Consider the following 21,466-nt stretch of genomic DNA (forward strand, 5'->3'; position numbering starts at 1 on the left):
ATGATCTTCCAGAGCATAAAATCTTCTGTGACATTAATAAACTTATGCCACGTTCCTGCTGGTACAAAAAGATAATCACCTGAATCAATATCTATGACTCTATCCTTGTACTGTACCTCTCCACATCCTGACATTACGATGTACGTTTCATTTTGTGAATCCGGCTCCTGTGTGTAAACATCCTCGGGACATAACAATATTACCCTCATTGTATTGTGTTCCCATAGGGTCACGGCTGCTTCTCCACTGTTTTCCAGCTGGCGCAATGCGTCAACGAATGCGATACGCATAGTTCAATCTTTGAGATTATTAAAAAAGGGGTTGGAGTAAGTAGCTTTATTAATTTATTCTGATGGTTACTTTGATATTCGTTTTTAAAGGTTGATTGATTTGGAGGCGACATGCGCCTCCCTGTGCACAGTCTTCCCAATGCTTAGAAGTCTATGCATTTTATTTTTTGAAAAAGTAATTGAGGTTGTGTAATTAATTCCTGGTCTTTTTCTTCAGCATATTTACCTGATCCTGGAGGTGGCTCACCATATCTGCGAGGTGGTTCACACTCATCCGGCTTTGTGGAGCGGCTTTGCTGATCACAGCATCAGACTGCCAGAGTTCCAGCACTTCATCCATACCGACGGAATAAGGTTCGAACTGAGGGTTATCAGATACCAATGTCAGTTTTCCTTTTGTGCGGTTACTTTTCAACAAACGTTTATACACAATTCCTTCTCTGCTTGTCACCACGACATAGGCTTCGTTGTTACGAATATCTTCCCAACCGTCAACTTTGTGGCATACGATTACAGAACCGGATGGTGTAGGTAACATAGAGTCACCGGCGATTTCGAAAGCTCTGTAACTACCAGCGCCCATCATAGGGAGGGTAAAGGTGTTCAGTTCTTCGATGAATTCATCATCGTTATAACCTGCGAGGTAACCGGCGGCAGCTTTTACGGGTACAAATTCTATGGACTGGCGGCTATTGCCGAGCTTTTGCTGGCGGCGCTTTTCGAGGAAAGTATCTTTTTGGGAACCTACATCACGGCGAAGTAGATCGTCAATAGAAACCCTGAACATATCGCTGACCAGTTCCAGCACTTCTGTACGGGGCTCTGCACGCTCTTCTTCATAAGCTCCCAGGAGGGAACGTTTGATCCCTAGTTTATCAGCAAACTCCTGCTGCGTCCATCCTTTCTGCTTACGCAGAAACTTTAAATTGCGGCATACAACTGACATAATCTAAATTATTTAGTAGAATTACTAACAAATTTAGTATATAATTTTTGGAATAACCAAATAAATCCGGTGATTCTCACTTATTTTTGTCAGGAAATCCAACTCAAAGATTTATGTATACTCCGTTGCTGATTATTCACTCCCTGTTAAGGTGGGCAATTTTACTAGCTGGCATTTGGGCCGTTTACCGTTCATGGAAAGGCGTTAGTGACAAAACACCTTTTACCGGTGCAGACAACAAGGCTGGTTTATTCTTTATGATTTTCTTTGACCTGCAATTGCTGGTAGGTCTGTTATTGTACTTTGTAGCCAGTCCACTGGTGAAAACAGCCCTGTCTGACATGGGTGCTGCCATGAAAGATGGCGTACTGCGCTTCTATGCTGTAGAACACATTACATTGGCAGTTTTAGCATTTATCCTGGTACACATTGGTCGTGCAAAAGTGAAGAAAGCACCGACTGATGCATTAAAACATAAGAAGGGACTGATCTTCTTCGGTATTGTTTTGGTGCTGGTATTGCTGCTGACTCCATGGCCTTTCCGTCAGGCAGGTTTGGGCAGAGGGTGGTTGTATTAATCGATACGATTATTCAAAAATACAGAGGGGCTGCTGTGATCACATCAGCCCCTTTTACTTTCGTCGTTTTTTCATCATTGTTACCCCTTATCCGTATGATATAAACGGAATGAATAGATATACGGCAATGCTGCCAGTATAGCTCCTGTAAAAATCAATAAAAATACTCCCGTCATTACGGGTAAAAAGAAACCTCCAATGAATGTGGCGATTCCCGTCCACATCCATAGATTGCCTGCCATCAGATGCGTTTGCTGCCATATTTCCGTGCTTTGCAACGTCCACGGTGTACGTACCCCCACAAAATAATTCGGTTGTAATCTGCGTAAATAGATCCCGATCATTGCGATTAATGTGCCCACTCCTGTAAATACCCAACGCTCCATCATTAAAGCGCGGCCCTGGCTTACCATCCAGATAATTGCGCCGGTGAATACGGCGAGGTATATGTGAATGGAGAAGCGGATACGATAGTATTGCTGGCGCTGCAGGCGCTCGTTTGCTTCCGGGAAATCCACATGGTCTACGTGAGGAAGGTAGCGGAAGAGGAAATATAACATGAGGTTGGTGAGGAATAGGAAGGTCATGAGTAATAAGAAATCACTTTTGGTGCCGACCCGTTCCGGTATGCCTGTGATGCTGTAGTTGTTTGGGAAGATGTCTGGCATAGAAGGCCAGATGATTCCCAGGTATGCCATCGGCATCAATAATAAAAGCAACAATAATAGTTCTTGTCCTAAATCCGTCTTTTTCATAACAACATGGATTTGGTGTACATGAAAGGTGACAAATACTATACCGTTGGCATACATATATTACAATTGTGAAGGGTGATTGGTTTAATTGCAAACAAAAAACGGATTTGCCTTTCGGCAAATCCGTTTTTTGTTTGGGAGCGGATAGTTCCGCCGATGCCTCGGCGGAACTATCCGTGTGAAGGGATAAATAGCCGGAAGGGATAAACCGCAATAAAGCGCGACAAACCGCCGGAAGAGACAAACCGCGATAAGGGCGAAGTGCAAAAATGGATGGAATTCGAAGGTTTGTTATTAAGTTGTTATTATGCTAATTATTTTAGTATTTACTAATAATATTAGTATTTTTACAACCCGAGCCTTTCCCTCACAATCACCATAAAAAAAACAGGTCGTCCCCTTTATTGGAGACGACCTGTTCCTTTATAATTCATTTTAAAGACTATTCCAGATCAAACAACCCTTTGTTCAGTAACTGGAGCGTTTTCTCCTTATGCTGACCACCGATCAGGATAGAAATATTATGACGGCTACCGCCATAAGAAATCATTCTCAAAGGCACTTCATTCAGCGCTTCAAACAGTTTCTTCAGGATAGAAGGTGTTGCCGCTACTTCGTTACCCACGATTGAAACGATGGTCTGATGATGATCCAGTTCTACTGAACCAAATGGCTGCAGTTCTTTCAGCAGCTGATCCAGCTGTGGTGTATTTTCTATTGTCAGGGAAACCGCTACTTCTGAAGTAGTGATCATATCAATAGGTACACGGTATTTTTCAAATACTTCGAAGATCTTACGCAGGAAACCATATGCCAGCAACATACGGCTGGATTTGATCTTGATTGCGATAATGCCATCCTTGGCAGCTACCGCTTTCACGCCATCGCCACTTGGCATTTCTGTGATAATGGTACCATGTGCCTCAGGCTGCATCGTGTTCAGCAACTTCACCGGAATGTTGAAGTGCTGTGCTGGCCAGATGGATGCAGGATGCAGAATCTTAGCGCCAAAGTACGCCAGTTCCGCAGCCTCGTCAAATGACAGCTGATCGATCGGGAATGTTTTCTTTACTACCCGGGGATCGTTGTTGTGCATACCGTCGATATCTGTCCAGATCTGTACTTCTTCAGCCTGAATAGCTGCACCGATCAGGGATGCAGAATAATCACTACCACCACGTTTCAGGTTGTCTATCTCTCCCCTGTGATTGCGGCAGATATACCCCTGCGTAACGAAAATCTTATTATCCTTATGTTTATCCAACAGGTTGCCCAGGCGGATCTTTATCTTTGGAATTTCCGGCTCTTCGTACTCGTCAATGCTCATGAAATCCAGGGCTGATATCAATTCAGAATGGACACCCGCTTCTTCCAGGTACACACTGAAGAGTTTAGTAGAGAGTAATTCACCCTGGGCCAAAATATCCTTGTTCAAAGCTTCGTTGAAGCTAATTTTCAGGATGATGTTCAGAAATTCAAAATGCTCGTCAATAACAGCACCAGCCTTTTCACGTGCTTCAGGCTGCTTCACCAGCGCCTCAATAAATGAGCGGTAGTGAGCTTCCAGCTTATCTATCTGCCCCTTAGCCTGCTCCTTTTTACCTTCAGACAAGGATTGTCCTATCTCAACCAAGGAATTGGTGGTACCGGATAATGCAGACAACACGACGATTTTTGGAGCGTCATCAGCAGTCACCAGCTGGGCCACGGCATGCATGCGTTCAGGTTTACCTACCGACGTGCCGCCAAATTTTAAGATCTTCATTACTGTTGTATTGTTATGTGTTTGACGTAACTCTTATAAAAAGCGCAAGTTCGCGCTTAATTCCTGACTTTAAAAGCTCAATTTAAATTTCTCCCCAACTTCTCTCAGATCTTTTATCACCGGGTCCAGTAATGGAATACCTCCCTGACGGCGATGTGCTTCCATTTCACGCTCGGGATCACCAGGTATCAATACCTGCTCTCCTGCTACCGGTGTTGCATTTCTGAAGCGGGTGATCCACTTGTCCATATGCTCCTTGAACTCATCTGCAGGGCGGAAGGCGTCTATACGCATGGCTCCCAGAAAGTGGCCCAGTCCTTCTCCTACAGGATCGGGTGCCAATGGCAGGAAACTTACGAACGGTGGTGCCCAGGGACCATAATTGGCTCCTGACAACACTGCTGAAAATATATCGACGATCGCTCCCAGGCAATATCCCTTATGACTACCGTGTTCACGGTCGCCACCCAGTGGCAACAGGGCGCCGCCATCTTTGAGTTCATGTGGGTTGGTGCTGGAATGACCTTCTTTGTCCTGGATCCATCCGGTAGGAGCTTCCTCACTTTTACGCTGCAGGATCTCCAATTTACCGTTGGCAGCCGTAGTTGTAGCAAAATCCGCTACAAAGGCTGGTTGTGTTTTGGCAGGAATCGCTACTGCAATAGGGTTGGTACCCAGCATACGCTCTGTGGCAAAGGTTGGCGCTACCAGTGGACTGGCATTGGTCATGGCCATACCGATCATATCCTTATCCAGCGCCATCATGGCATGCTGGCCGGCAATGCCGAAATGGTTGGAGTTCTTTACGCTCACCCAGCCACTACCCACGTTAGCAGCTTTTGCTATTGCTACCTGCATGGCATAAGGAGCTACGACCAGGCCAAGGCCACGATCACCGTCTACTACAGCTGTACTGGGGGTTTCATGCACTACGCGGATGTTCGGAGTGGCATTTACACGACCGTTTTCCCAGAGACGTACATAGCCAATAAGGCGCGCTACCCCATGAGAATCAATCCCTCTGAGATCTGCTGATAATAAAACTTCACTGGCTGTTGCCGCATGTTCGTCTGAACAGCCCATGCGTTTAAAAACTTCCTGGGTAAATTCCCTTAAATGAGGATAGGAGAAAATCTGGCTCATGATGGATTTCCGTGCTATTGATTTTTGTATCAGTTGATCTGGTTCTGTTTTAGGCCTGAGCGGTAGGTCCTCCAAAGTTCATGGGGAGGGATACCGGTTCCTGGTCCTGAATAGTTCCGTGAATCGATTCAAATTTCTTGATATTGTCCAACATTGCCTTCATGAAGCGCTTTGCGTGCTGAGGAGTAAGGATAATGCGGGATTTTACCTTTGCTTTGGGCATTCCGGGCATTACATTCACAAAATCGACTACAAATTCTGCATTGGAGTGGGTGATGATCGCCAGGTTAGCGTATACACCTTCTGCAATTTCCTCGGTCAATTCTATATTGAGCTGGGCTTGTTCGTCCTGCTGATTTTCCATGTTCTGTTATATTTTCGGTACAAATGTAAAAAAGAGGATGTAAAATAAATTCTAAAAAAGAAATGGCCATTTCTTTTTTAGAATTACTGGGCATCCCACCAGACCCTTCTCGTCAAAGTAGTGTTGGATGGGGTATTCGTATTATACCTCACCTCACTGCCTGGATAGAGATTAGCCTGCACAGCATGGTAGAATCTTTTGATTTTCCCCGGGCAAACAAGTCCTTACTGTTTTAGAAGTAGCCACATAAGAAAAAAAATAGAAATGCGTGCTTACTGCAGCAGGTCTCTTCAACGAAAAAAGGTTACCGGTAAAAACCGGCAACCTTTTTCATTATTAGAGTATTGCTTATTAATTATTGTTAGCGTATTGCTTATTAATAAATATCCCAGAACAACTTCGTCTCTACCGCATCTCCACCAATAGCTGAAGATGCTTCATTGTAATTAGTAGTATTCAGGTTCTGTTCTGCAATCGGATAAGTGAAACGCACGGGATATCCAGACTGGGCCTTTGGAGGAGGCGTCAACTGAGGATAATCCAAATGACGCTGTGCCGTCCATGCATCAAACCCACGATTGTATAATGCAATCCATTCCTGCATACCAATCTTCTGTTTCCAGTCACCATCAGCAGTCAGATAATTTACATCTGTTCTTGCCAGGTAAGTCACAGCATCCTCTTCTGTACCACCCCAGTAAAGAATAGAATTTGTAATTGCATTGTTATAGTGTGTAATTGCTGTACCACCTACAGCCCAGCCTCTTTCTATTGCTTCTGCACGAATAAATTCCACTTCAGAATAATCGATGAACACACCGGGCAGGTCTTTCTGCTCCAACAGTTCGCCGGGATGTGAATAGTTTGCATAAGGGCTCTTTACGCCATTGGTACCACCTTTATATATACCACCGATAGTAGTGAAATAATAAGGTCTTCTTGGGTCTTCTACTGAGTTGATGTAATCAACAAATGTATTAGATCCTACGAAATCCTGACGCCCGCTCTGTACCAGATCTTCCCACAGTGGGTTGGTATTTGGAGGAACGGTTGAGTAAGGGAATTTCGCATATTCACCCTGTGTATCAAATGCACCCGCAGATGCTGCTGTTACAATGGTTTGTGCTGTAGCCGGATCAAAATCTGCCAGCAAAATACCCAGGCGTAATTTCAGAGAGTTGGTAAACTTTTTCCAGTTTACGATCTCATCACTACTAAACAGCATGTTGGAGGTACCCATACCTGTTGCGCTTTCATCGAATGCAGCCAGATCTGCATCCAGACGGGCGATCAGGTCGGTGTAGATGGTATGCGCATCATCGTATTTGTTGAACAGATTGTCAGAATTCAGAGATTGTGAATAAGGCACATTACCAAAGGTATTTACCAATACAGAGGTACCATATACTGACATCACATCGATCTGTGCCAGCATATTTTTCTTCACAGTTGCATCGGTGCTTTCATCTGCTTCCAGTACTGTTTTTGCTTCTTTCAGATCCATCAGTGCATCTGTGTAAAAAGCATCCCAGAAGTTATCAGGAATGGTCCTGGTCACGAGATTATAATTGCTCTCATCGATGTAAGTGGTCTCCGTCCATTGCTGTACGATCAACCTGAAGATACCCAGGTTTACGTTTGTGCTGGTGATCGCATCTGCCATTTCTTTTGTTGCACTGGCATACAGTGAAGCCGCACTTACGGAGCTGGGTTTATTCGGATTTGTATTTAAGTCGGTAATGTTCTTTGTACAGGATACCGTAGACAGTATACCCATTGCAGCAAAGGAACCGTATATGATATATTTTTTCATGATTGCTTTTTTACTTTTTTTAAACATCTGATCAGCACTTTTAGAAACGTAATCTCAGGTTAGCACCAAAAGTTCTTACAGAAGGGTAGCTACCCACCATAAAGCCCTGTGCGTTACCGGAGCTCATTGCATCATCAGGATCTGCATAAGGCATGTTCTTATGTATGATCCATAGGTTACGACCTGTCAGTGAAAGATCTATGCCTTTGAAAGGATTGATGTGTCTGATCAAAGATGTTGGTAAAGAGTATGTCAGCGATACTTCACGCAGTTTTACATAGCCCGCATCGTATACGAATGCTTTGTCAGCATTGTAGTAGTAACCATATACACCATAATCGTTGGCAATACGTGTAGCATTGGGTTTACCATCTTCTGTTACACCAGGCAGGATTACACCACCGCCTTCGCTGAGAGGTGCTCTCGACTCATTGCCCAGATCATTGACAAGTGCTGTTTCAGGGAAGAGACCTGTAGCCAGACCATAGTACATATCCATGTTGAACATATCGCCACCATGACGTACATCGATCAGGAAGCTCAGCGCCAGGTTTTTATATTTAACTGTGTTGGAGATACTACCAATCCAGTCAGGGTTTACATTACCAATAGTGTGGTTGGAGGTACCAGTGATTTCATAGTAACCATCTGCATCTACCACCTTCTGACCATCTTTGTAGATGTAGTCAGAACCAGTAATAGTTCCGTAAGGCTGACCTACTACTGCATTTACAGTAATACCACCCTGGAAATCACCAATCTGCAGTTTGTCGATACCTGGTAATGATACCACCTTATTGCGGTTGCGGGACCAGTTTACATTAATTGTCCAGGAGAAGTCTTTTGTTTTTACAGGTGTACCGAATACAGACAATTCAATACCCTGGTTCTGGATGTTACCAGCGTTGATCACCTTGTAATCGTAACCAGTTGATGTGGATACTGGTAATGGTACGATCTGGTCAACTGTATTTTGTTTGTAGTAAGTCGCATCGAAACCTAAACGGTTATTCAGGAAAGACATTTCCAGACCGGCTTCGAAGCTCTTTGTTTTTTCTGGTTTCAGATCAGGATTGTACTTGGTACCACCGACTGAACCTAATGCTACGCCATCGATACCTGTTGGCACATCGTAATAGTTTTTAGTATACAGTGGAGGTGCGGTGTTACCTACTTCTGCCCAGTTTACTCTTACTTTACCATTGGATAACCAGGTAGCTTCCGGTATCAGCTTAGAGAATACAAAACCAAGAGAGGCAGAGGGATAATAGTAACTATTGTTGCCTTTAGGAAGTGTGGAAGACTGATCCCTTCTCAGGGTCAGGTCCAGGTATAATAATTCTTTCAGGCCGAAATTGGCTGCAGCATAGATACCATCTACTTCTTCTCTGGTAGCGATTTCGGTAGGTGCTTCCATTGGGTTTGCTGTGTTCAGCAGGGCATACAGACGAGGGATGAGGAGACCGCCGTTAGTCGAAGATAAGATAGAGCTAATATTAGTCTGTCTTACGTTACCACCCAGAATACCTTTGAAGGTCAGGTCCTGGGTAATGTTTTTATTGAAGTTCAGCATCAGGTCGTAGTTATACTCGCTGAAGGAACGTTTGAATTCGCTGAATTTTGATACATCGATAGAACCGATTGCGGATCTTTCTTCCTGGTGTTCATTGTAATTATCCAATGATACACGGCCTACGATGTCTAACCAGTCAGCTGCTTTATAGTTCAGACTGATGTTGCCGAAGTGACGGGTACGGCCATCAGTTTCATAGTTCTCATATCTTGTCCAGTAAGGGTTATCCCAGAAGATAGGGTTCAGGGCACCAACATCTGACTGGTTCCAGGTGATGTTACGCTTTTCAACAAAGTACATGTCTTTCTGTTCCTTCACATCTACGTTGGTTTGCCACCATTCTCTCACATTTGTCATGAGGTTTTTGGAGTCATAGCCTGTACCGTAACGGCCCAGACCATCGATGATAGAAGAGTTGACAGATGCACTTGCGGTTAACTTGTTGGAGATGTTGTAAGAAGCGCCGAAGTTGATGAGATCCTTTGCAATACGGCTGTTTGGCATAATACCTTTGTCGATAAATTTGGTATAGCCCAGTTTGAAATAACCTTTATCGCTGGCACCATCTATTGAAATGCTGTTGTTGGTACCTATAGCAGTTTCGAACATTGCACCTGGATTGTTGCTGGCAGCAACCCATGGACGGGTTTTCATGTAGTAGGGTGACTTGTCATAGAAAGCATCCCAGTGGTATACCTGCAAGGTAGGATCGAACTTACCACCATAGGAAGCATCTTCTGTAACTGGTACTACGCGGTCATCCACGCCATCACCATTTACATCGGTGTAGTAGAAGTAACCATCCGGAGAACCGTAACCAGAGCCATAACCAGCTCCATATTTGTTTTGATATTTTGCAAAGGTAGAAGGATCGTACTTACCTACATTCACACCAGTGTTGAAGGTAACACCAAATCCTCTTGCACCTTTTTTGGTCGTGATCATTACCACACCATTTGAAGCACGGGAACCGTACAATGCAGTAGCAGCAGCACCTTTCAGTACACTCACTGATTCTACATCGTCCGGGTTGATATCTGCAGCAGCGTTACCATAATCATAACCACCTACACCTTCTGTCTGATCTTTGGTGTTGGTGTTAGAGTTATCGATAGGTACACCATCTACTACGAAGAGTGCCTGGTTATTGCCTGTCAGAGATTTGGCGCCACGCAGTACGATATTCGTGGAACCACCCAGGGTATTATTTTTACGGATTTCAAGACCTGAAACTTTACCAGCGAGTGAGGTAGTAATGTTCACATCTCTTGTTCTGTTTAAGTCCTCAGGAGCCACTATCTGTGCAGAGTAAGGCAGTTCATTTTTATTTCTCTTTACGTTCAGAGCGGTTACTACTACTTCCTGGAGGTTTTGGTCATCAGATTTCAATGCGATGTTGACAGTACCGGATGAACCCACCGGAATGTTCTGTGCTAAATATCCTACGCTGCGAATAATCAATACGGCATCTGGTTTTGCGTTCAGTTTGAAAAATCCATCCTGATCTGTGGTTGTCCCAGTGTTTGTTCCTTTGATTTGTACAGTAGCAAAAGGTACAGGTGAACCGTCCGGGCCGGTGACTTTCCCTGTAACCTGGCGCTGTTGCGCATACGTCAGGGTTACACTCACCATGAGCATGGTGAAAAAGAGTAACGCTCTTTTCATAAACGATTTAGATTTTAGTTGACAATAAAAGTTTTAATATAGGTTCCCCTAATTCCAATAGTTTTTCTCTGGTCAATAAGTTTTCAGAACACAGTTTTGCTGGTCTTATTACGATTTAGTTGTTATTCGATTTAGTTGTTGTTTTAAAAAGTTACCATCCGGGATGAAGGCGGCAAGAACCTGGATGGTAGTTTGAAGCACAGTATAATCTTATCCTTTGTTCATAAGCAAAAGCGTACTGCTGCTACACCGCTGTACACAGGTTGACAAATTATTCCGAAATATAAACAGGATAAAGAGTAACTGGCCTCTTTCATGATTACGATTTAGATTTTGGTTGAAGAGCACAATTTATAGAAAAATATTACTCACCACCAAGAAAAATTTAACCTTTTTTTAAGAGTGCAATTTTTTTTCATATGTATACAAATTATTTGCAATATTCTATAAAGGGAAATTTAACATTCAATAACAATTCACTTTCTGCAATATTTCAGCATTTTTAAACAGTTATGTTGATTTTATAATCAGATTTTGACCGTTTTTTAAAACATTATGAAACTTTTTCCTTGATAAGAAGGTGATGGTTTTTTGTTCTCACCAGCTGACATATGTCACTTAATGGGAATGCTTAATGCTACACAGAATAGACTACCTGGATTGTCAAAGTTCCTTTTATTTCAATTCTCGCCCAGGCCTGCCAATGTTTCTTTTGCTTCCATCGGAGTGTACAACTTTGCTTCGCTCCTTTGCCATATAATTGAGCCAAATTATAATCGTATAGCACGCTTCTGTCTGGAATATAAAAGCGGGTAGCTGTACCTCCTGTGCTATACCAGATGTAGTTAAGCGTACAGCGCAGTGGCCATTTTGGGAGCTGCCAGGCCAGTTCCTGCTGGTATAGGCCTCCATACTGGTTGCCGCTATCATCCTGCCAGGTGTTTGCTTCTACACGTGTTTTCCAGGTCCAGCCTTTGGCTGGGGATAATGTGAGTTGAAACCTATAATTTTCATGGCGGGTTTCAATCATCGGTGGAATAAATTCATTCCCTTTTGATTGCTGGAATTTTTGTTTGTATTGATACCTGAAGTAGAGTCGTGTTTCTTTATCAGGTGTGTAGGTCAGCGATGCAAATAATTCCTGTCCGTCTGTAGGTGAATTGGTTTTATATTGCAACCATGGGAAGTGGAAGATGTCTGCATAGGCATCCAGTTGCCAGTGTTTGATAGTGTGTAGACTAATGCCGGTGTATAATCCTTCTTCATTGACAGGACGTGAATTTTCTCCCATTGCATTTGCATGAATGGGTTCATAGTTTGTGTTGAATTTTCTGTAAAACAGGGCAAGGTCTGCGCTCTTACCAACACTTGTGAGCATACCAAGGATGGTAGCTGTGCGATGATTGACAGCCAGCTCGCCGAATAGATGATAGTTACGGAGAGAGATGGCGTAATCCATGCTCACACTATGTTCCAGCCAGTTGATGCCAATGTGTGCCTGTGGTAATTTGTAAGAGATATTTGCACCCAACTGATGTAGAGATACAATGGCGGTGGTTTCCCAATGACCTTGTTGTAAAGTAATGGCGGCGCCTCTATTGACACCAGTGGTATTGGAACCTCTTATGATCTCTCCTTCTCTTTTGATGTGTGTGATCATGCTGTTTTTACCCATTGCATATGCCTGCCAGTTAATCAAACCTTGTCCCATGTTTACAGTAAAATCTCCGATCGCTAAGGCTTTTATTTTCCTGTGGTTTTTGATAAAATAGTAAGCACTATAATTATCTTTTTTCAGCTGCATGCCTATGGTGGAACTACGATATCGTAACAGGTCATTTCTCGCTAGTAAGGTGATTGGACTTTTGCCTGTTTTGATACTTTCTGCGACTGTTACATAAGGTAATATTAACTGAATAGTTGTTTCATCAAACCCAGGTACAGCCTGCAATTCATAGATACTTATCAGGTTTCCGAATTGCTTTTTATAATTGATCAATTCATCAATTTGTAATGAAGTTAACAGCCCTAATGAAGTCAGTTCAGCAATGTCTGCCTTGTTCAGTGATAAAGGATGTTTTCTGTATACTTCCAGCTGTTGCCATTGCATATCATCATTGACAATATCATCTTCCTGTCTTGCGTGTACTAATAATGGCATGCACACTATTATTATTATCAGTTTTACACTTGCCATATAATCGTTGTTCCGGGTGAGAAACCTAATTGTGGATGGTGGGCTGCATATACTTTTACAAATAGTTTCTTTAGTCCAAATGACACCGCCATATTTCTTTGCATAGGATCATTACACCAATCTAATTCCATGAGGAATTGAGGGATGAATGCGTATTCACACATAACTTTGAAAGCAGGTGGCAAGCCTTCCTGTTGGATCAATGCGGTACTTAGTAAGAAACTCTCACTGGCTTCATATCCCAATCCTGCTGAGAAGGTCACGGGCACATCCGGTGTGTTGACAGGATTAAATGCATGTAGTCCTGCAAATAACACCGGGGTGATTTGTACCAGGGTACCTGCTTCCGCTGTCAGGGCATGGGTACTACCATATCCCATGGTCATCGTATTCAGGTAGTTTACCTGCATACCTACGCTACATTTCTCTCCCATGTTATGGCTGTAGGCCAGGCCAAATAATTGTTCATGCCAGGCACGGAATCCTGTTTGTTTAAGCATACCAGCGAAGGTGCCGGAATGTGTAGGCCATGCAATAGCAAGGGTGTGGATACTGAGTGCGTTCAGTAGAAAACGTCTTTCTGTATTTACACCGATAGCAGGGCCTTTCAGCCAGGTAAGGCCGGCTTGATTTTGTAATGCGGTGAAGAGGTATTGATGGTGTTTCGTATAGGTACCTGCAGTAGGTTGGGCACAAATGGTGAGCATGCACCAGGTGCAAACAATGGTAACAACAATGGATTTCATATATAGAAGTTACAAAAAAAAAGTCTCCCACCGAAACGGTGGGAGACTTTTTTTTTGTATAGCCTGCGGCGCTGACATTTTAAATCAGCCTGCATTTTTCCTATCAAAACAGCCCGTACAGCTGTGAATCAATCTTTGAAATAATCTCTCCTAAATCTTCATCACTCTCCGGAAACTTATTCTTATCGATATCGATGATCAGCAAAGGTCCTTCCGTATATCTCTCTATCCAGTTATTATAATATTCATTCAGTCGCTTCAGATAGTCCAGTCGGATATTCTCTTCATACTCTCTTCCTCTCTTCTGAATCTGTGCGACCAGGGTAGGTACAGAAGCCTTGAGATAGATGAGCAGGTCCGGTGGTTTCACCATTGACTTCAGCGTCTCAAAGAAATTAAAGTAGTTGTCAAAGTCGCGCTTTGTCATCAATCCCATCTCATACAGGTTGGGAGCAAAGATGTGCGCATCTTCATAGATGGTACGATCCTGAATCACAATGTCATTGCCATTCTGAATTTCCAGCAGTTGTTTCAATCTTCCATGTAGGAAATACACTTGCAGGTTGAAGGACCAGCGTGGCATATCCTCATAGAAATCATTAAGATATGGATTGTGCTCTACATCTTCAAACTGGGGATCCCATTTGTAATGCTTTGCCAGCAGTTCAGTAAGTGTGGTCTTACCGGCACCAATGTTCCCGGCTATCGCGATGTGTTTGAGCTTGTTATTTTTTGCCATGATGTATCGAGGTCACTAATCATTAATTTGAAGCAGCGAGCAGCAACTACCATTAGATGACATCCCATTAATTTACAATTTTATCCGGTTATCAGCCTAAAAATGTTGCGTACTTCTTATGATCAGTAGTAGTTAATTCCGATAAGTTTTCTCGCTTGCTGCAAAGTCTGTGCCGCACTTTCCCTTGCTTTCTCAGCTCCATGGCGCATAATTTTGTTCAGGTAGGCCGGATCTTCCTGCAATGATTTGGCTTTTTCGCGGATAGGTGCAATAAATTTCACCATGTCCTCTCCCAATTGCTTCTTCATGTCTCCGTAACGGATGGTACCGTCCTCGAAAGTTTTCATAAAATGCGCAATTACATCCGGGGTAGAAACCTGCTCCATGAGGCTAAAGAGGTTTGCGACCGCTTCAGGCATACCCTCACCTTCATCTGTACCTGTGGCAGACTTAGCACCCTTCAGTTTCTTCATGATCAGCTCATCGCTGTCAGACAGGTACAAAGTAGCCATCTGGTTCTCACTCTTACTCATTTTACCATTGCCATCCAGACTTGGAATTCTGATCAGGTCATCGCCGAAGTTAAATGGCACCGGCTCAGGAAATAACTGGCCATAGCGTTTGTTAAAACGCTGTGCATAATTACGGGCCATTTCCAGATGTTGCTCCTGGTCCTTACCAACTGGTACTTTTACACCGCGGTGCACGAGGATATCGGCACTCATGAGTACTGGGTAAGTGAGCAGGCCGGCATTGACATTGTCAGGGTTCAGACGTACCTTATCTTTAAAAGTAGGCACTTTTTCCAGTTCGCCTTTGTATGCTAACATATTGAGCAACAGGTACAATTCTGCGATCTCAGGAATATCGCTTTGTACATAGAGTGCTACCTTTTCCGGGTCGAGGCCCGAAGCTATATTTTCAGCCAGTACGCGGTAAACATTGCCACGCAGGTCTTTTGGATCAGGATGGGTCGTCAGGGAATGCCAGTCTGCTACGAAAAAATAACAGTTATAGGCCTCCTGCATCTTTACATAATTGCGGATTGCGCCGAAATAATTACCTAAGTGTAAAAAACCGGTAGAGCGGATACCGCTTACTACTATCTCTTTGTTTGCCATAATGGGGTGCAATTTAGGAAATTCTTAGGAGCTACCCTGCCGGAGGAGCGCATTTTTCAGGTAACACTCTCTTTAGTATTTAGTAACTTTAGCGCCGGTTTAATAAATATTTTATTATCTTTTCATTTAATTTGACTTATGGAAGTGAACGAACAGCTGGTAGATCAATTAGCAGACCTGGCAAGGCTTGAATTTACCCCGGCGGAAAAAACATCCATCCAGGGAGATTTACAGAGAATGATCACCTTTGTGGAAAAACTGAATGAACTGGATACCACAGAGGTTAAGCCATTATTGCACATGACTGCTGATCGTAATGTGTACCGTGAGGATAAAGTGGTTCCTTCCATCACCCGGGAAGAAGGCTTACAAAATGCACCCGCAGCCAATGATCAATACTTTAAAGTTCCTAAAGTGATCAAAAAGTAATCCTTATATCACCTGGCACAACTCAGGAAATCATCTTGTATCTAATACTGTTAGCAAATGCGCCCACAATCCGTCATCCATTTAGAAGATATCCGTAAAAGCTATTACATGGGTTCTAATGAACTACCCGTGCTGAAAGGTATTAACATGGACATTTTCAAAAATGAATATGTTGCCCTCATGGGCCCTTCCGGTTCCGGAAAGTCTACCTTAATGAATATGCTCGGGGCACTCGATACCCCTACCAGCGGAAAATATATCCTGAATGGACATGATGTGAGCACAATGGAAGATGATGACCTGGCCAGGGTACGGAATAAGGAAATTGGCTTTGTATTCCAGCAATTTAACCTCATGCCCCGCCTCACCGCGTACGAAAATGTGGCCGTGCCACTGATCTATGCAGGCATCGGCAAAAAGGAAAGAGAGGAAAAAGCCATCTATATGCTGGAAAAAGTAGGCCTGGGAGAGCGTTATAAACATAAACCCAATGAGCTCTCCGGTGGTCAGTGTCAGCGTGTGGCTATTGCCCGCGCCCTGGTAAATGATCCTTCCATTATTCTGGCGGATGAGCCTACTGGTAACCTCGATAGTAAAACTTCCGTGGAAATCATGGAGATCTTTGGACAGATCCATGCCTCCGGCAATACGGTTGTACTCGTTACACATGAAGAAGACATTGCTGCCCACGCCAAAAGAATTGTCCGTCTCAGGGATGGTCTGATTGAATCAGACAGATCTGTAGAGGATAGTATGCTGGTCAAAGCGTAAAAAAGGGAGCCATTCCGGCAAGTCTGGCTGGTCATTCAAAAATGCCTACGCCGGGTCATTCCATGAAGCCTTAGTTGATCATTTCAACAAACCTAAGCTGGTCATTCCATGAAGGCCAGGCTAATCATTCAAAAAAGCCTACGCCGGGTCATTCCATCCAACCTACGCTCACACCCTCGGCGTCCACTTAATCTCCTCCACCTTCAACCGGTGACCTATCCATCTTGCTAATACGAAAAGATGATCGCTCAGCCGGTTTAAATATTGTAGTACCAATGGTGCTATAAACTCCTCATTTTCCTGCAACCCAACACATATGCGCTCTGCCCTCCGGCATACACAACGGGCTACATGGGCTGTAGACACCGCCACATGCCCACCGGGCAGAATAAATGATTTCATTTCCGGCAGTTCCTCGTTCATGGCATCAATGCTGGCTTCCAGCACCTGTACATCTTTCTCATAAAGGTCCGGAATACGCATTTTTATATCTTTTTCAGGATCACAGGCCAGTGAGGCTCCCACTGTAAACAAGCGATCCTGTATTTCGCGCAGAAAAGCGACCATATTTCCATCAAAAGAAATATAATCACCCACCAGTCCAATATAAGAATTGAGCTCGTCTACCGTGCCATAAGCATCAATGCGAGGGTTGCTCTTGGAAACTTTAGTACCTCCGATCAGGGAGGTCTGTCCTTTGTCGCCGGTTTTGGTGTAAATCTTAAATGACATAAGAAAGATTTTAGAGCATTTTCCCATCCTTCATGACCAGTTGCCTGTCACTTAACGGCGCCAGTTCCTCATTGTGGGTAACGATGATAAATGTTTGCTTAAACTGGTCTCTTAGCTGGAAAAACAGCTGGTGCAGCTCCCGGGCATTGTGCGAATCCAGGTTACCGGTGGGCTCATCGGCCATCACGATATCCGGGTTATTGATCAGCGCCCTGGCGACTGCCACTCTTTGTTGCTCTCCTCCTGACAATTCGTTGGGTTTATGATCCATTCTGTCAGCCAGGCCTAAAGTTTCCAACAAAAAAGCGGCCCTTTTTTTGACTTCATTCTTATTGTGACCGGCTATAAAACCCGGTACACAAACGTTTTCTATCGCGTTAAATTCCGGTAAAAGATGATGGAACTGAAAAATAAATCCCATATGCCGGTTACGGAAATCAGCCAGTGCATTGCCTTTGAGTGCTGTCAGGTTCACATCATTCAGCCAGACCTCTCCGGAGGTAGGCGTATCCAGGGTACCCAGAATGTGCAGCAGGGTGCTTTTCCCAGCTCCGGAAGATCCTACTATCGTAACGATCTCTCCTTTGTTCACAGTTACATCCACTCCCTTCAAAACAGGTAAGTTGGAATAATTTTTGGTAAGATTGCGTGCGGTCAGCATACTTGAATAAAAGTAATTCACCGTTAAGATAGTAATAGTTGTTTATTTCAAATTAAATAATACTTTTGCCAAAATTTAAGACAGTAAAAATTTCAATAACATGTACTGGACCTTAGAATTAGCTTCATACCTGGAGGATGCTCCATGGCCAGCTACTAAAGACGAATTAATTGATTACGCCATCCGTTCCGGTGCACCGATTGAAGTGATTGAGAATCTTCAGGAACTGGAAGACGAAGGTGAAATTTATGAGGGAATAGAAGATATCTGGTCTGATTATCCGTCACAGGATGACTTCTTCTTTAATGAAGACGAATATTAGCGCATAGATATTCCATTTATTGTTGCCTCAGCAAATTCGCCTATGCTAAAAAATTTCCAAGCCGCTCCTTCATTGAAGGACCGGCTTTTTTTGTAGTAAAATTGCCGGCAGAATTCGGCGCAAATCCACGCCAGATAAAGCAGCTGCCATTTTTGTGGGATAGCAATCATTAGCGGAAAGGGGTGGTCGGCTTTAAAACCGAAATGAATGACTGCATTAAAAATTAAGCCGTGAAAATGAATAGTTAATATTCACTTTCACGGCTATTATTTTTGGATCGTACTATCTTATTTTTCCATCTGCAGCATCACATCCATCGTTACACCGGTAGAGGAGAAACCACCGTCATGGAACAGGTTCTGCATGGTCACCATCCTTGTCAGGTCAGAGAACAGGGATACGGTATAGTCAGCACATTGTTTTGCCGTTGCATTACCCAATGGGCTCATTTTCTCAGCATAGTTGATGAAACCATCAAAACCTTTTACACCGCTACCAGCAGTTGTACGGGTAGGTGACTGAGAAATTGTGTTGATACGTACCTTCCTGCTGATTCCATAGTGGTAACCGAAGCTACGTGCTATTGATTCCAGCAGGGATTTTGCATCAGCCATTTCGCTGTAGTCTGGAAATACACGCTGTGCAGCGATGTAAGTCAGTGCTACTACAGAAGCCCACTCATTCAGTGCATCCAGCTTATAAGCTGTTTGCAACACCCGGTGAAGGGACATGGCTGAAATATCGAAAGTTTTATGGGAGAAATCGTAATCGAGGTCAGTATAAGGCTTTCCTTTACGCACATTGAGGCTCATACCTACAGAGTGCAGTACGAAGTCTATTTTACCGCCAAAATGCTCCATGGATTTAGTGAACAGATTGTTCAGGTCATCAAGGCTGGTCACATCTGCTGGTATTACAGGAGCATTGGTAATTTCTGCCAATTTGTTGATCTCTCCCATACGTAAAGCGATAGGTGCATTTGTCAACACGATTTCAGCGCCCTCTTCCACACAGCGAAGTGCGGTTGCCCAGGCAATGGAATTTTCATCCAATGCACCAAATATGATACCCTTCTTTCCTTTTAATAAGTTATAAGCCATTGGGTTGATAATTATTTTGGGCAAAAATAGGCGTTATAGTTGAAAAAAAAACATTAATTGATAAGGCCCTATTTTACCAACTCTCTCGCATTTTCCAGGGCTGCAGCCGTCGGCTTTTCCCCACTCATCATCTGTGCAATATGATTGATCCTCTCCTCCCTTGTCAGCAACCTTACATTCGTCTGCACCTTTCCTGACTTCATATCTTTAAACACAAAATAATGCGCATCGGCCTTACCCGCAATCTGCGGCTGGTGCGTGATACAGATAATCTGGTGCCCTTTGGCCATGCCTTCCATGATAAAGCTTACCTGGCGGGCCGCTTCACCTGAGATACCTGTATCTATCTCATCGAAGATCAGCGTTGGCAAGGCTACTGACTGTGCAACCAGGGATTTGATACACAGCATCAGTCTGCTCAACTCACCACCAGACGCCACTTTCCGGAGAGGTGCGAAGTTGCCGCTCTTATTCGCATCGAATAAGAACTCTATGACATCCTGTCCAAATTGGTTCAATGCACCTTTTACAATCGATGCTTTCAACCTTGCATTTGGCATACCTACCTGTGCCAGCAAAGCATTCACAGATTTTTCGAACGGACCTGCCGCTTTTTCACGGCCTGCTGTAATACCAGCTGCCTGTGTTTGTAACTTACCCTGTAAAGTTTCCAGCTCTTTCTCTAACCCTTCCAGTTTTTCATCCAGGTTCAGCACTCCTTCTACCTTGCCCGTTAGTTCTTCCTGGATCTTCAGCAGCTCGGTCGTATTCTGTGCGGCGTGCTTCTTCAGCAATCTGTACCCGAGTGATAAACGTTCGTTCAGCTGTTCTAATCTGGCACCATCTGTTTGTACCTGGTCATTCATATGTCCGATCTCTCCTGTTATATCCTGTAACTCTACATATGCTGATTGCAAACGCGCTGCGATGGCCGGCGCCTCTTTATGAAAATTAGCCAGCCCCTGTACAGATGATTGTATCTGCTTTAATTGTTGTAATAAAGGTTGTTCATCTTCTTTTAACTGGAAGTACACTTTGCTCAGGGTATTCCTGATTTCCTCTGCATGGCTCAGCACTTTCAGCTCCGCATCCAGCTCCTCTATTTCATGATCCCTGAAGCTGGCCTCTGTCAGTTCGTCCAGCAGGAATTTATTATAATCCAGTTCTTTGTTCGCATTGTTACGCAGGTCATGTAGCTGCTTCAGCTCCCGCTGTACGGCTACATATCTGCCATATCCCTGCTGGTATTGCTGCAGGGCTGTTGGCTGGTTGACCAGGGCATCCAGTACTTCGCGCTGAAAATCGGACTTTTCCAGTTCCAGGGTATCGAACTGCTGATGCAGATCTACCAGGTACTGACTCAGTTCGTGTAGCTGGGACAGGTTCACAGGAGTATCATTGATAAAAGCACGGGACTTACCGGCGGTGCTGATTTCACGCCGGATGATCAGCTGATCTTCCAGGTCCAGTTCATGCTGCTGGAAAAAATCTGCCACCTGCGACTTCTTCACCTTAAAATTCCCCTCTATCACACATTTCTTATCCTTGCTGTGCAATACCCCCGGATCTGCACGCTCCCCAAGTATCAATGACAATGCGCCCAGCAGAATAGATTTACCTGCACCTGTTTCGCCCGTGATGACGTTCAGGTTCCCGGAAAAGTCTACTTCCAGCTGTTCAATAATGGCGTAGTTCTTAATTGTTAGTTTTTGTAGCATATGGGAAAATATTCCGCAAATTAAATTTCTCGGTACGA

20 protein-coding genes are annotated in these 21,466 nt (G+C 43.8%); 4 read left to right on the forward strand and 16 right to left on the reverse strand.

Annotated elements, in window-relative coordinates; translation table 11 throughout:
• Positions 1-290: cupin domain-containing protein (locus tag BW716_RS22505; protein ID WP_083726225.1), on the reverse strand; the 290-nt coding region annotated here is incomplete at its 3' end.
• A 193-nt stretch (positions 291-483) separates the two neighbouring features.
• Entirely contained in the window at positions 484-1,236 is a 753-nt protein-coding gene (locus BW716_RS22510; RefSeq protein ID WP_083726227.1) for a LexA family transcriptional regulator, read from the reverse strand.
• Between the two features lie 113 nt (positions 1,237-1,349).
• On the opposite strand from BW716_RS22510, the gene BW716_RS22515 reads away from it, so the two are divergent.
• Positions 1,350-1,814, forward strand: coding sequence for a hypothetical protein (locus BW716_RS22515; protein WP_083726229.1), 465 nt, complete (start codon positions 1,350-1,352; stop codon positions 1,812-1,814).
• An 80-nt stretch (positions 1,815-1,894) separates the two neighbouring features.
• Here the strand turns inward: BW716_RS22515 and BW716_RS22520 are convergent, their stop codons facing one another.
• From BW716_RS22520 to trpS, 10 genes are all read right to left on the reverse strand, one after another.
• On the reverse strand, positions 1,895-2,569 hold the full coding sequence (locus BW716_RS22520; protein ID WP_179091228.1) for an SdpI family protein: 675 nt from the start codon (positions 2,567-2,569) through the stop codon (positions 1,895-1,897).
• Between the two features lie 442 nt (positions 2,570-3,011).
• Complete coding sequence (locus BW716_RS22525) at positions 3,012-4,334, reverse strand: aspartate kinase (protein ID WP_083726232.1); 1,323 nt, start codon at positions 4,332-4,334, stop codon at positions 3,012-3,014.
• A 69-nt stretch (positions 4,335-4,403) separates the two neighbouring features.
• Entirely contained in the window at positions 4,404-5,477 is a 1,074-nt protein-coding gene (locus tag BW716_RS22530) for an Ldh family oxidoreductase (protein WP_083726234.1), read from the reverse strand.
• A 49-nt stretch (positions 5,478-5,526) separates the two neighbouring features.
• A complete protein-coding gene (locus tag BW716_RS22535) occupies positions 5,527-5,841 on the reverse strand; it encodes a DUF3467 domain-containing protein (RefSeq protein WP_083726236.1) in 315 nt (104 codons plus the stop codon).
• Positions 5,842-6,217: 376 nt separating this feature from the next.
• Complete coding sequence (locus tag BW716_RS22540) at positions 6,218-7,654, reverse strand: SusD/RagB family nutrient-binding outer membrane lipoprotein (RefSeq protein WP_083726331.1); 1,437 nt, start codon at positions 7,652-7,654, stop codon at positions 6,218-6,220.
• A gap of 40 nt (positions 7,655-7,694) precedes the next feature.
• Positions 7,695-10,892 (reverse strand): SusC/RagA family TonB-linked outer membrane protein, encoded by a 3,198-nt coding sequence (locus tag BW716_RS22545; protein ID WP_083726237.1) that lies wholly within the window; start codon positions 10,890-10,892, stop codon positions 7,695-7,697.
• Between the two features lie 637 nt (positions 10,893-11,529).
• The gene (locus BW716_RS22550; RefSeq protein WP_179091229.1) at positions 11,530-13,053 is read right to left on the reverse strand and encodes a helix-hairpin-helix domain-containing protein; all 1,524 of its coding nucleotides are present in this window, start codon (positions 13,051-13,053) and stop codon (positions 11,530-11,532) included.
• 23 nt (positions 13,054-13,076) lie between these two features.
• Positions 13,077-13,835 carry a hypothetical protein gene (locus BW716_RS22555; RefSeq protein WP_143708974.1) on the reverse strand — a complete coding sequence of 253 codons (759 nt, stop codon included), beginning with the start codon at positions 13,833-13,835 and terminating at the stop codon, positions 13,077-13,079.
• Positions 13,836-13,938: 103 nt separating this feature from the next.
• Positions 13,939-14,574 (reverse strand): deoxynucleoside kinase, encoded by a 636-nt coding sequence (locus tag BW716_RS22560; protein WP_083726243.1) that lies wholly within the window; start codon positions 14,572-14,574, stop codon positions 13,939-13,941.
• A 122-nt stretch (positions 14,575-14,696) separates the two neighbouring features.
• Positions 14,697-15,695, reverse strand: a complete 999-nt coding sequence (gene trpS / locus BW716_RS22565) for a tryptophan--tRNA ligase (protein WP_083726245.1) — start codon at positions 15,693-15,695, stop codon at positions 14,697-14,699.
• 138 nt (positions 15,696-15,833) lie between these two features.
• Here trpS and gatC point away from each other — a divergent pair, with 138 nt between their 5' ends.
• Both gatC and BW716_RS22575 read left to right on the forward strand, forming a co-directional pair.
• Positions 15,834-16,124 carry an Asp-tRNA(Asn)/Glu-tRNA(Gln) amidotransferase subunit GatC gene (gatC, locus tag BW716_RS22570; protein ID WP_083726247.1) on the forward strand — a complete coding sequence of 97 codons (291 nt, stop codon included), beginning with the start codon at positions 15,834-15,836 and terminating at the stop codon, positions 16,122-16,124.
• Positions 16,125-16,181: 57 nt separating this feature from the next.
• The gene (locus tag BW716_RS22575; protein ID WP_083726249.1) at positions 16,182-16,895 is read left to right on the forward strand and encodes an ABC transporter ATP-binding protein; all 714 of its coding nucleotides are present in this window, start codon (positions 16,182-16,184) and stop codon (positions 16,893-16,895) included.
• A gap of 168 nt (positions 16,896-17,063) precedes the next feature.
• Here the strand turns inward: BW716_RS22575 and BW716_RS22580 are convergent, their stop codons facing one another.
• Positions 17,064-17,627: a cob(I)yrinic acid a,c-diamide adenosyltransferase gene (locus BW716_RS22580; RefSeq protein WP_083726251.1), complete on the reverse strand. Its 564-nt coding sequence runs from the start codon at positions 17,625-17,627 to the stop codon at positions 17,064-17,066.
• Between the two features lie 10 nt (positions 17,628-17,637).
• Positions 17,638-18,288 carry an ABC transporter ATP-binding protein gene (locus BW716_RS22585; RefSeq protein ID WP_083726253.1) on the reverse strand — a complete coding sequence of 217 codons (651 nt, stop codon included), beginning with the start codon at positions 18,286-18,288 and terminating at the stop codon, positions 17,638-17,640.
• A 100-nt stretch (positions 18,289-18,388) separates the two neighbouring features.
• Here BW716_RS22585 and BW716_RS22590 point away from each other — a divergent pair, with 100 nt between their 5' ends.
• The gene (locus BW716_RS22590; RefSeq protein ID WP_012794455.1) at positions 18,389-18,610 is read left to right on the forward strand and encodes a DUF2795 domain-containing protein; all 222 of its coding nucleotides are present in this window, start codon (positions 18,389-18,391) and stop codon (positions 18,608-18,610) included.
• Between the two features lie 287 nt (positions 18,611-18,897).
• Here the strand turns inward: BW716_RS22590 and BW716_RS22595 are convergent, their stop codons facing one another.
• Both BW716_RS22595 and recN read right to left on the reverse strand, forming a co-directional pair.
• Positions 18,898-19,710: an enoyl-ACP reductase gene (locus BW716_RS22595; protein ID WP_083726255.1), complete on the reverse strand. Its 813-nt coding sequence runs from the start codon at positions 19,708-19,710 to the stop codon at positions 18,898-18,900.
• Positions 19,711-19,778: 68 nt separating this feature from the next.
• Positions 19,779-21,428 (reverse strand): DNA repair protein RecN, encoded by a 1,650-nt coding sequence (gene recN, locus BW716_RS22600; protein ID WP_083726257.1) that lies wholly within the window; start codon positions 21,426-21,428, stop codon positions 19,779-19,781.
• Positions 21,429-21,466 lie beyond the last annotated feature (38 nt).

This window comes from [Flexibacter] sp. ATCC 35208, assembly GCF_001975825.1.
Classification (GTDB): domain Bacteria; phylum Bacteroidota; class Bacteroidia; order Chitinophagales; family Chitinophagaceae; genus Chitinophaga.

Bases quoted from the DNA above. Each gene is read 5' to 3' on its own strand.
- BW716_RS22510 (WP_083726227.1), bottom strand. From the start codon at position 1,236: ATGTCAGTTGTATGCCGCAATTTAAAGTTTCTGCGTAAGCAGAAAGGA.
- BW716_RS22515 (WP_083726229.1), top strand. From the start codon at position 1,350: ATGTATACTCCGTTGCTGATTATTCACTCCCTGTTAAGGTGGGCAATT.
- BW716_RS22520 (WP_179091228.1), bottom strand. From the start codon at position 2,569: ATGAAAAAGACGGATTTAGGACAAGAACTATTATTGTTGCTTTTATTA.
- BW716_RS22525 (WP_083726232.1), bottom strand. From the start codon at position 4,334: ATGAAGATCTTAAAATTTGGCGGCACGTCGGTAGGTAAACCTGAACGC.
- BW716_RS22530 (WP_083726234.1), bottom strand. From the start codon at position 5,477: ATGAGCCAGATTTTCTCCTATCCTCATTTAAGGGAATTTACCCAGGAA.
- BW716_RS22535 (WP_083726236.1), bottom strand. From the start codon at position 5,841: ATGGAAAATCAGCAGGACGAACAAGCCCAGCTCAATATAGAATTGACC.
- BW716_RS22540 (WP_083726331.1), bottom strand. From the start codon at position 7,654: ATGAAAAAATATATCATATACGGTTCCTTTGCTGCAATGGGTATACTG.
- BW716_RS22545 (WP_083726237.1), bottom strand. From the start codon at position 10,892: ATGAAAAGAGCGTTACTCTTTTTCACCATGCTCATGGTGAGTGTAACC.
- BW716_RS22550 (WP_179091229.1), bottom strand. From the start codon at position 13,053: ATGCCATTATTAGTACACGCAAGACAGGAAGATGATATTGTCAATGAT.
- BW716_RS22555 (WP_143708974.1), bottom strand. From the start codon at position 13,835: ATGAAATCCATTGTTGTTACCATTGTTTGCACCTGGTGCATGCTCACC.
- BW716_RS22560 (WP_083726243.1), bottom strand. From the start codon at position 14,574: ATGGCAAAAAATAACAAGCTCAAACACATCGCGATAGCCGGGAACATT.
- trpS (WP_083726245.1), bottom strand. From the start codon at position 15,695: ATGGCAAACAAAGAGATAGTAGTAAGCGGTATCCGCTCTACCGGTTTT.
- gatC (WP_083726247.1), top strand. From the start codon at position 15,834: ATGGAAGTGAACGAACAGCTGGTAGATCAATTAGCAGACCTGGCAAGG.
- BW716_RS22575 (WP_083726249.1), top strand. From the start codon at position 16,182: ATGCGCCCACAATCCGTCATCCATTTAGAAGATATCCGTAAAAGCTAT.
- BW716_RS22580 (WP_083726251.1), bottom strand. From the start codon at position 17,627: ATGTCATTTAAGATTTACACCAAAACCGGCGACAAAGGACAGACCTCC.
- BW716_RS22585 (WP_083726253.1), bottom strand. From the start codon at position 18,288: ATGCTGACCGCACGCAATCTTACCAAAAATTATTCCAACTTACCTGTT.
- BW716_RS22590 (WP_012794455.1), top strand. From the start codon at position 18,389: ATGTACTGGACCTTAGAATTAGCTTCATACCTGGAGGATGCTCCATGG.
- BW716_RS22595 (WP_083726255.1), bottom strand. From the start codon at position 19,710: ATGGCTTATAACTTATTAAAAGGAAAGAAGGGTATCATATTTGGTGCA.
- recN (WP_083726257.1), bottom strand. From the start codon at position 21,428: ATGCTACAAAAACTAACAATTAAGAACTACGCCATTATTGAACAGCTG.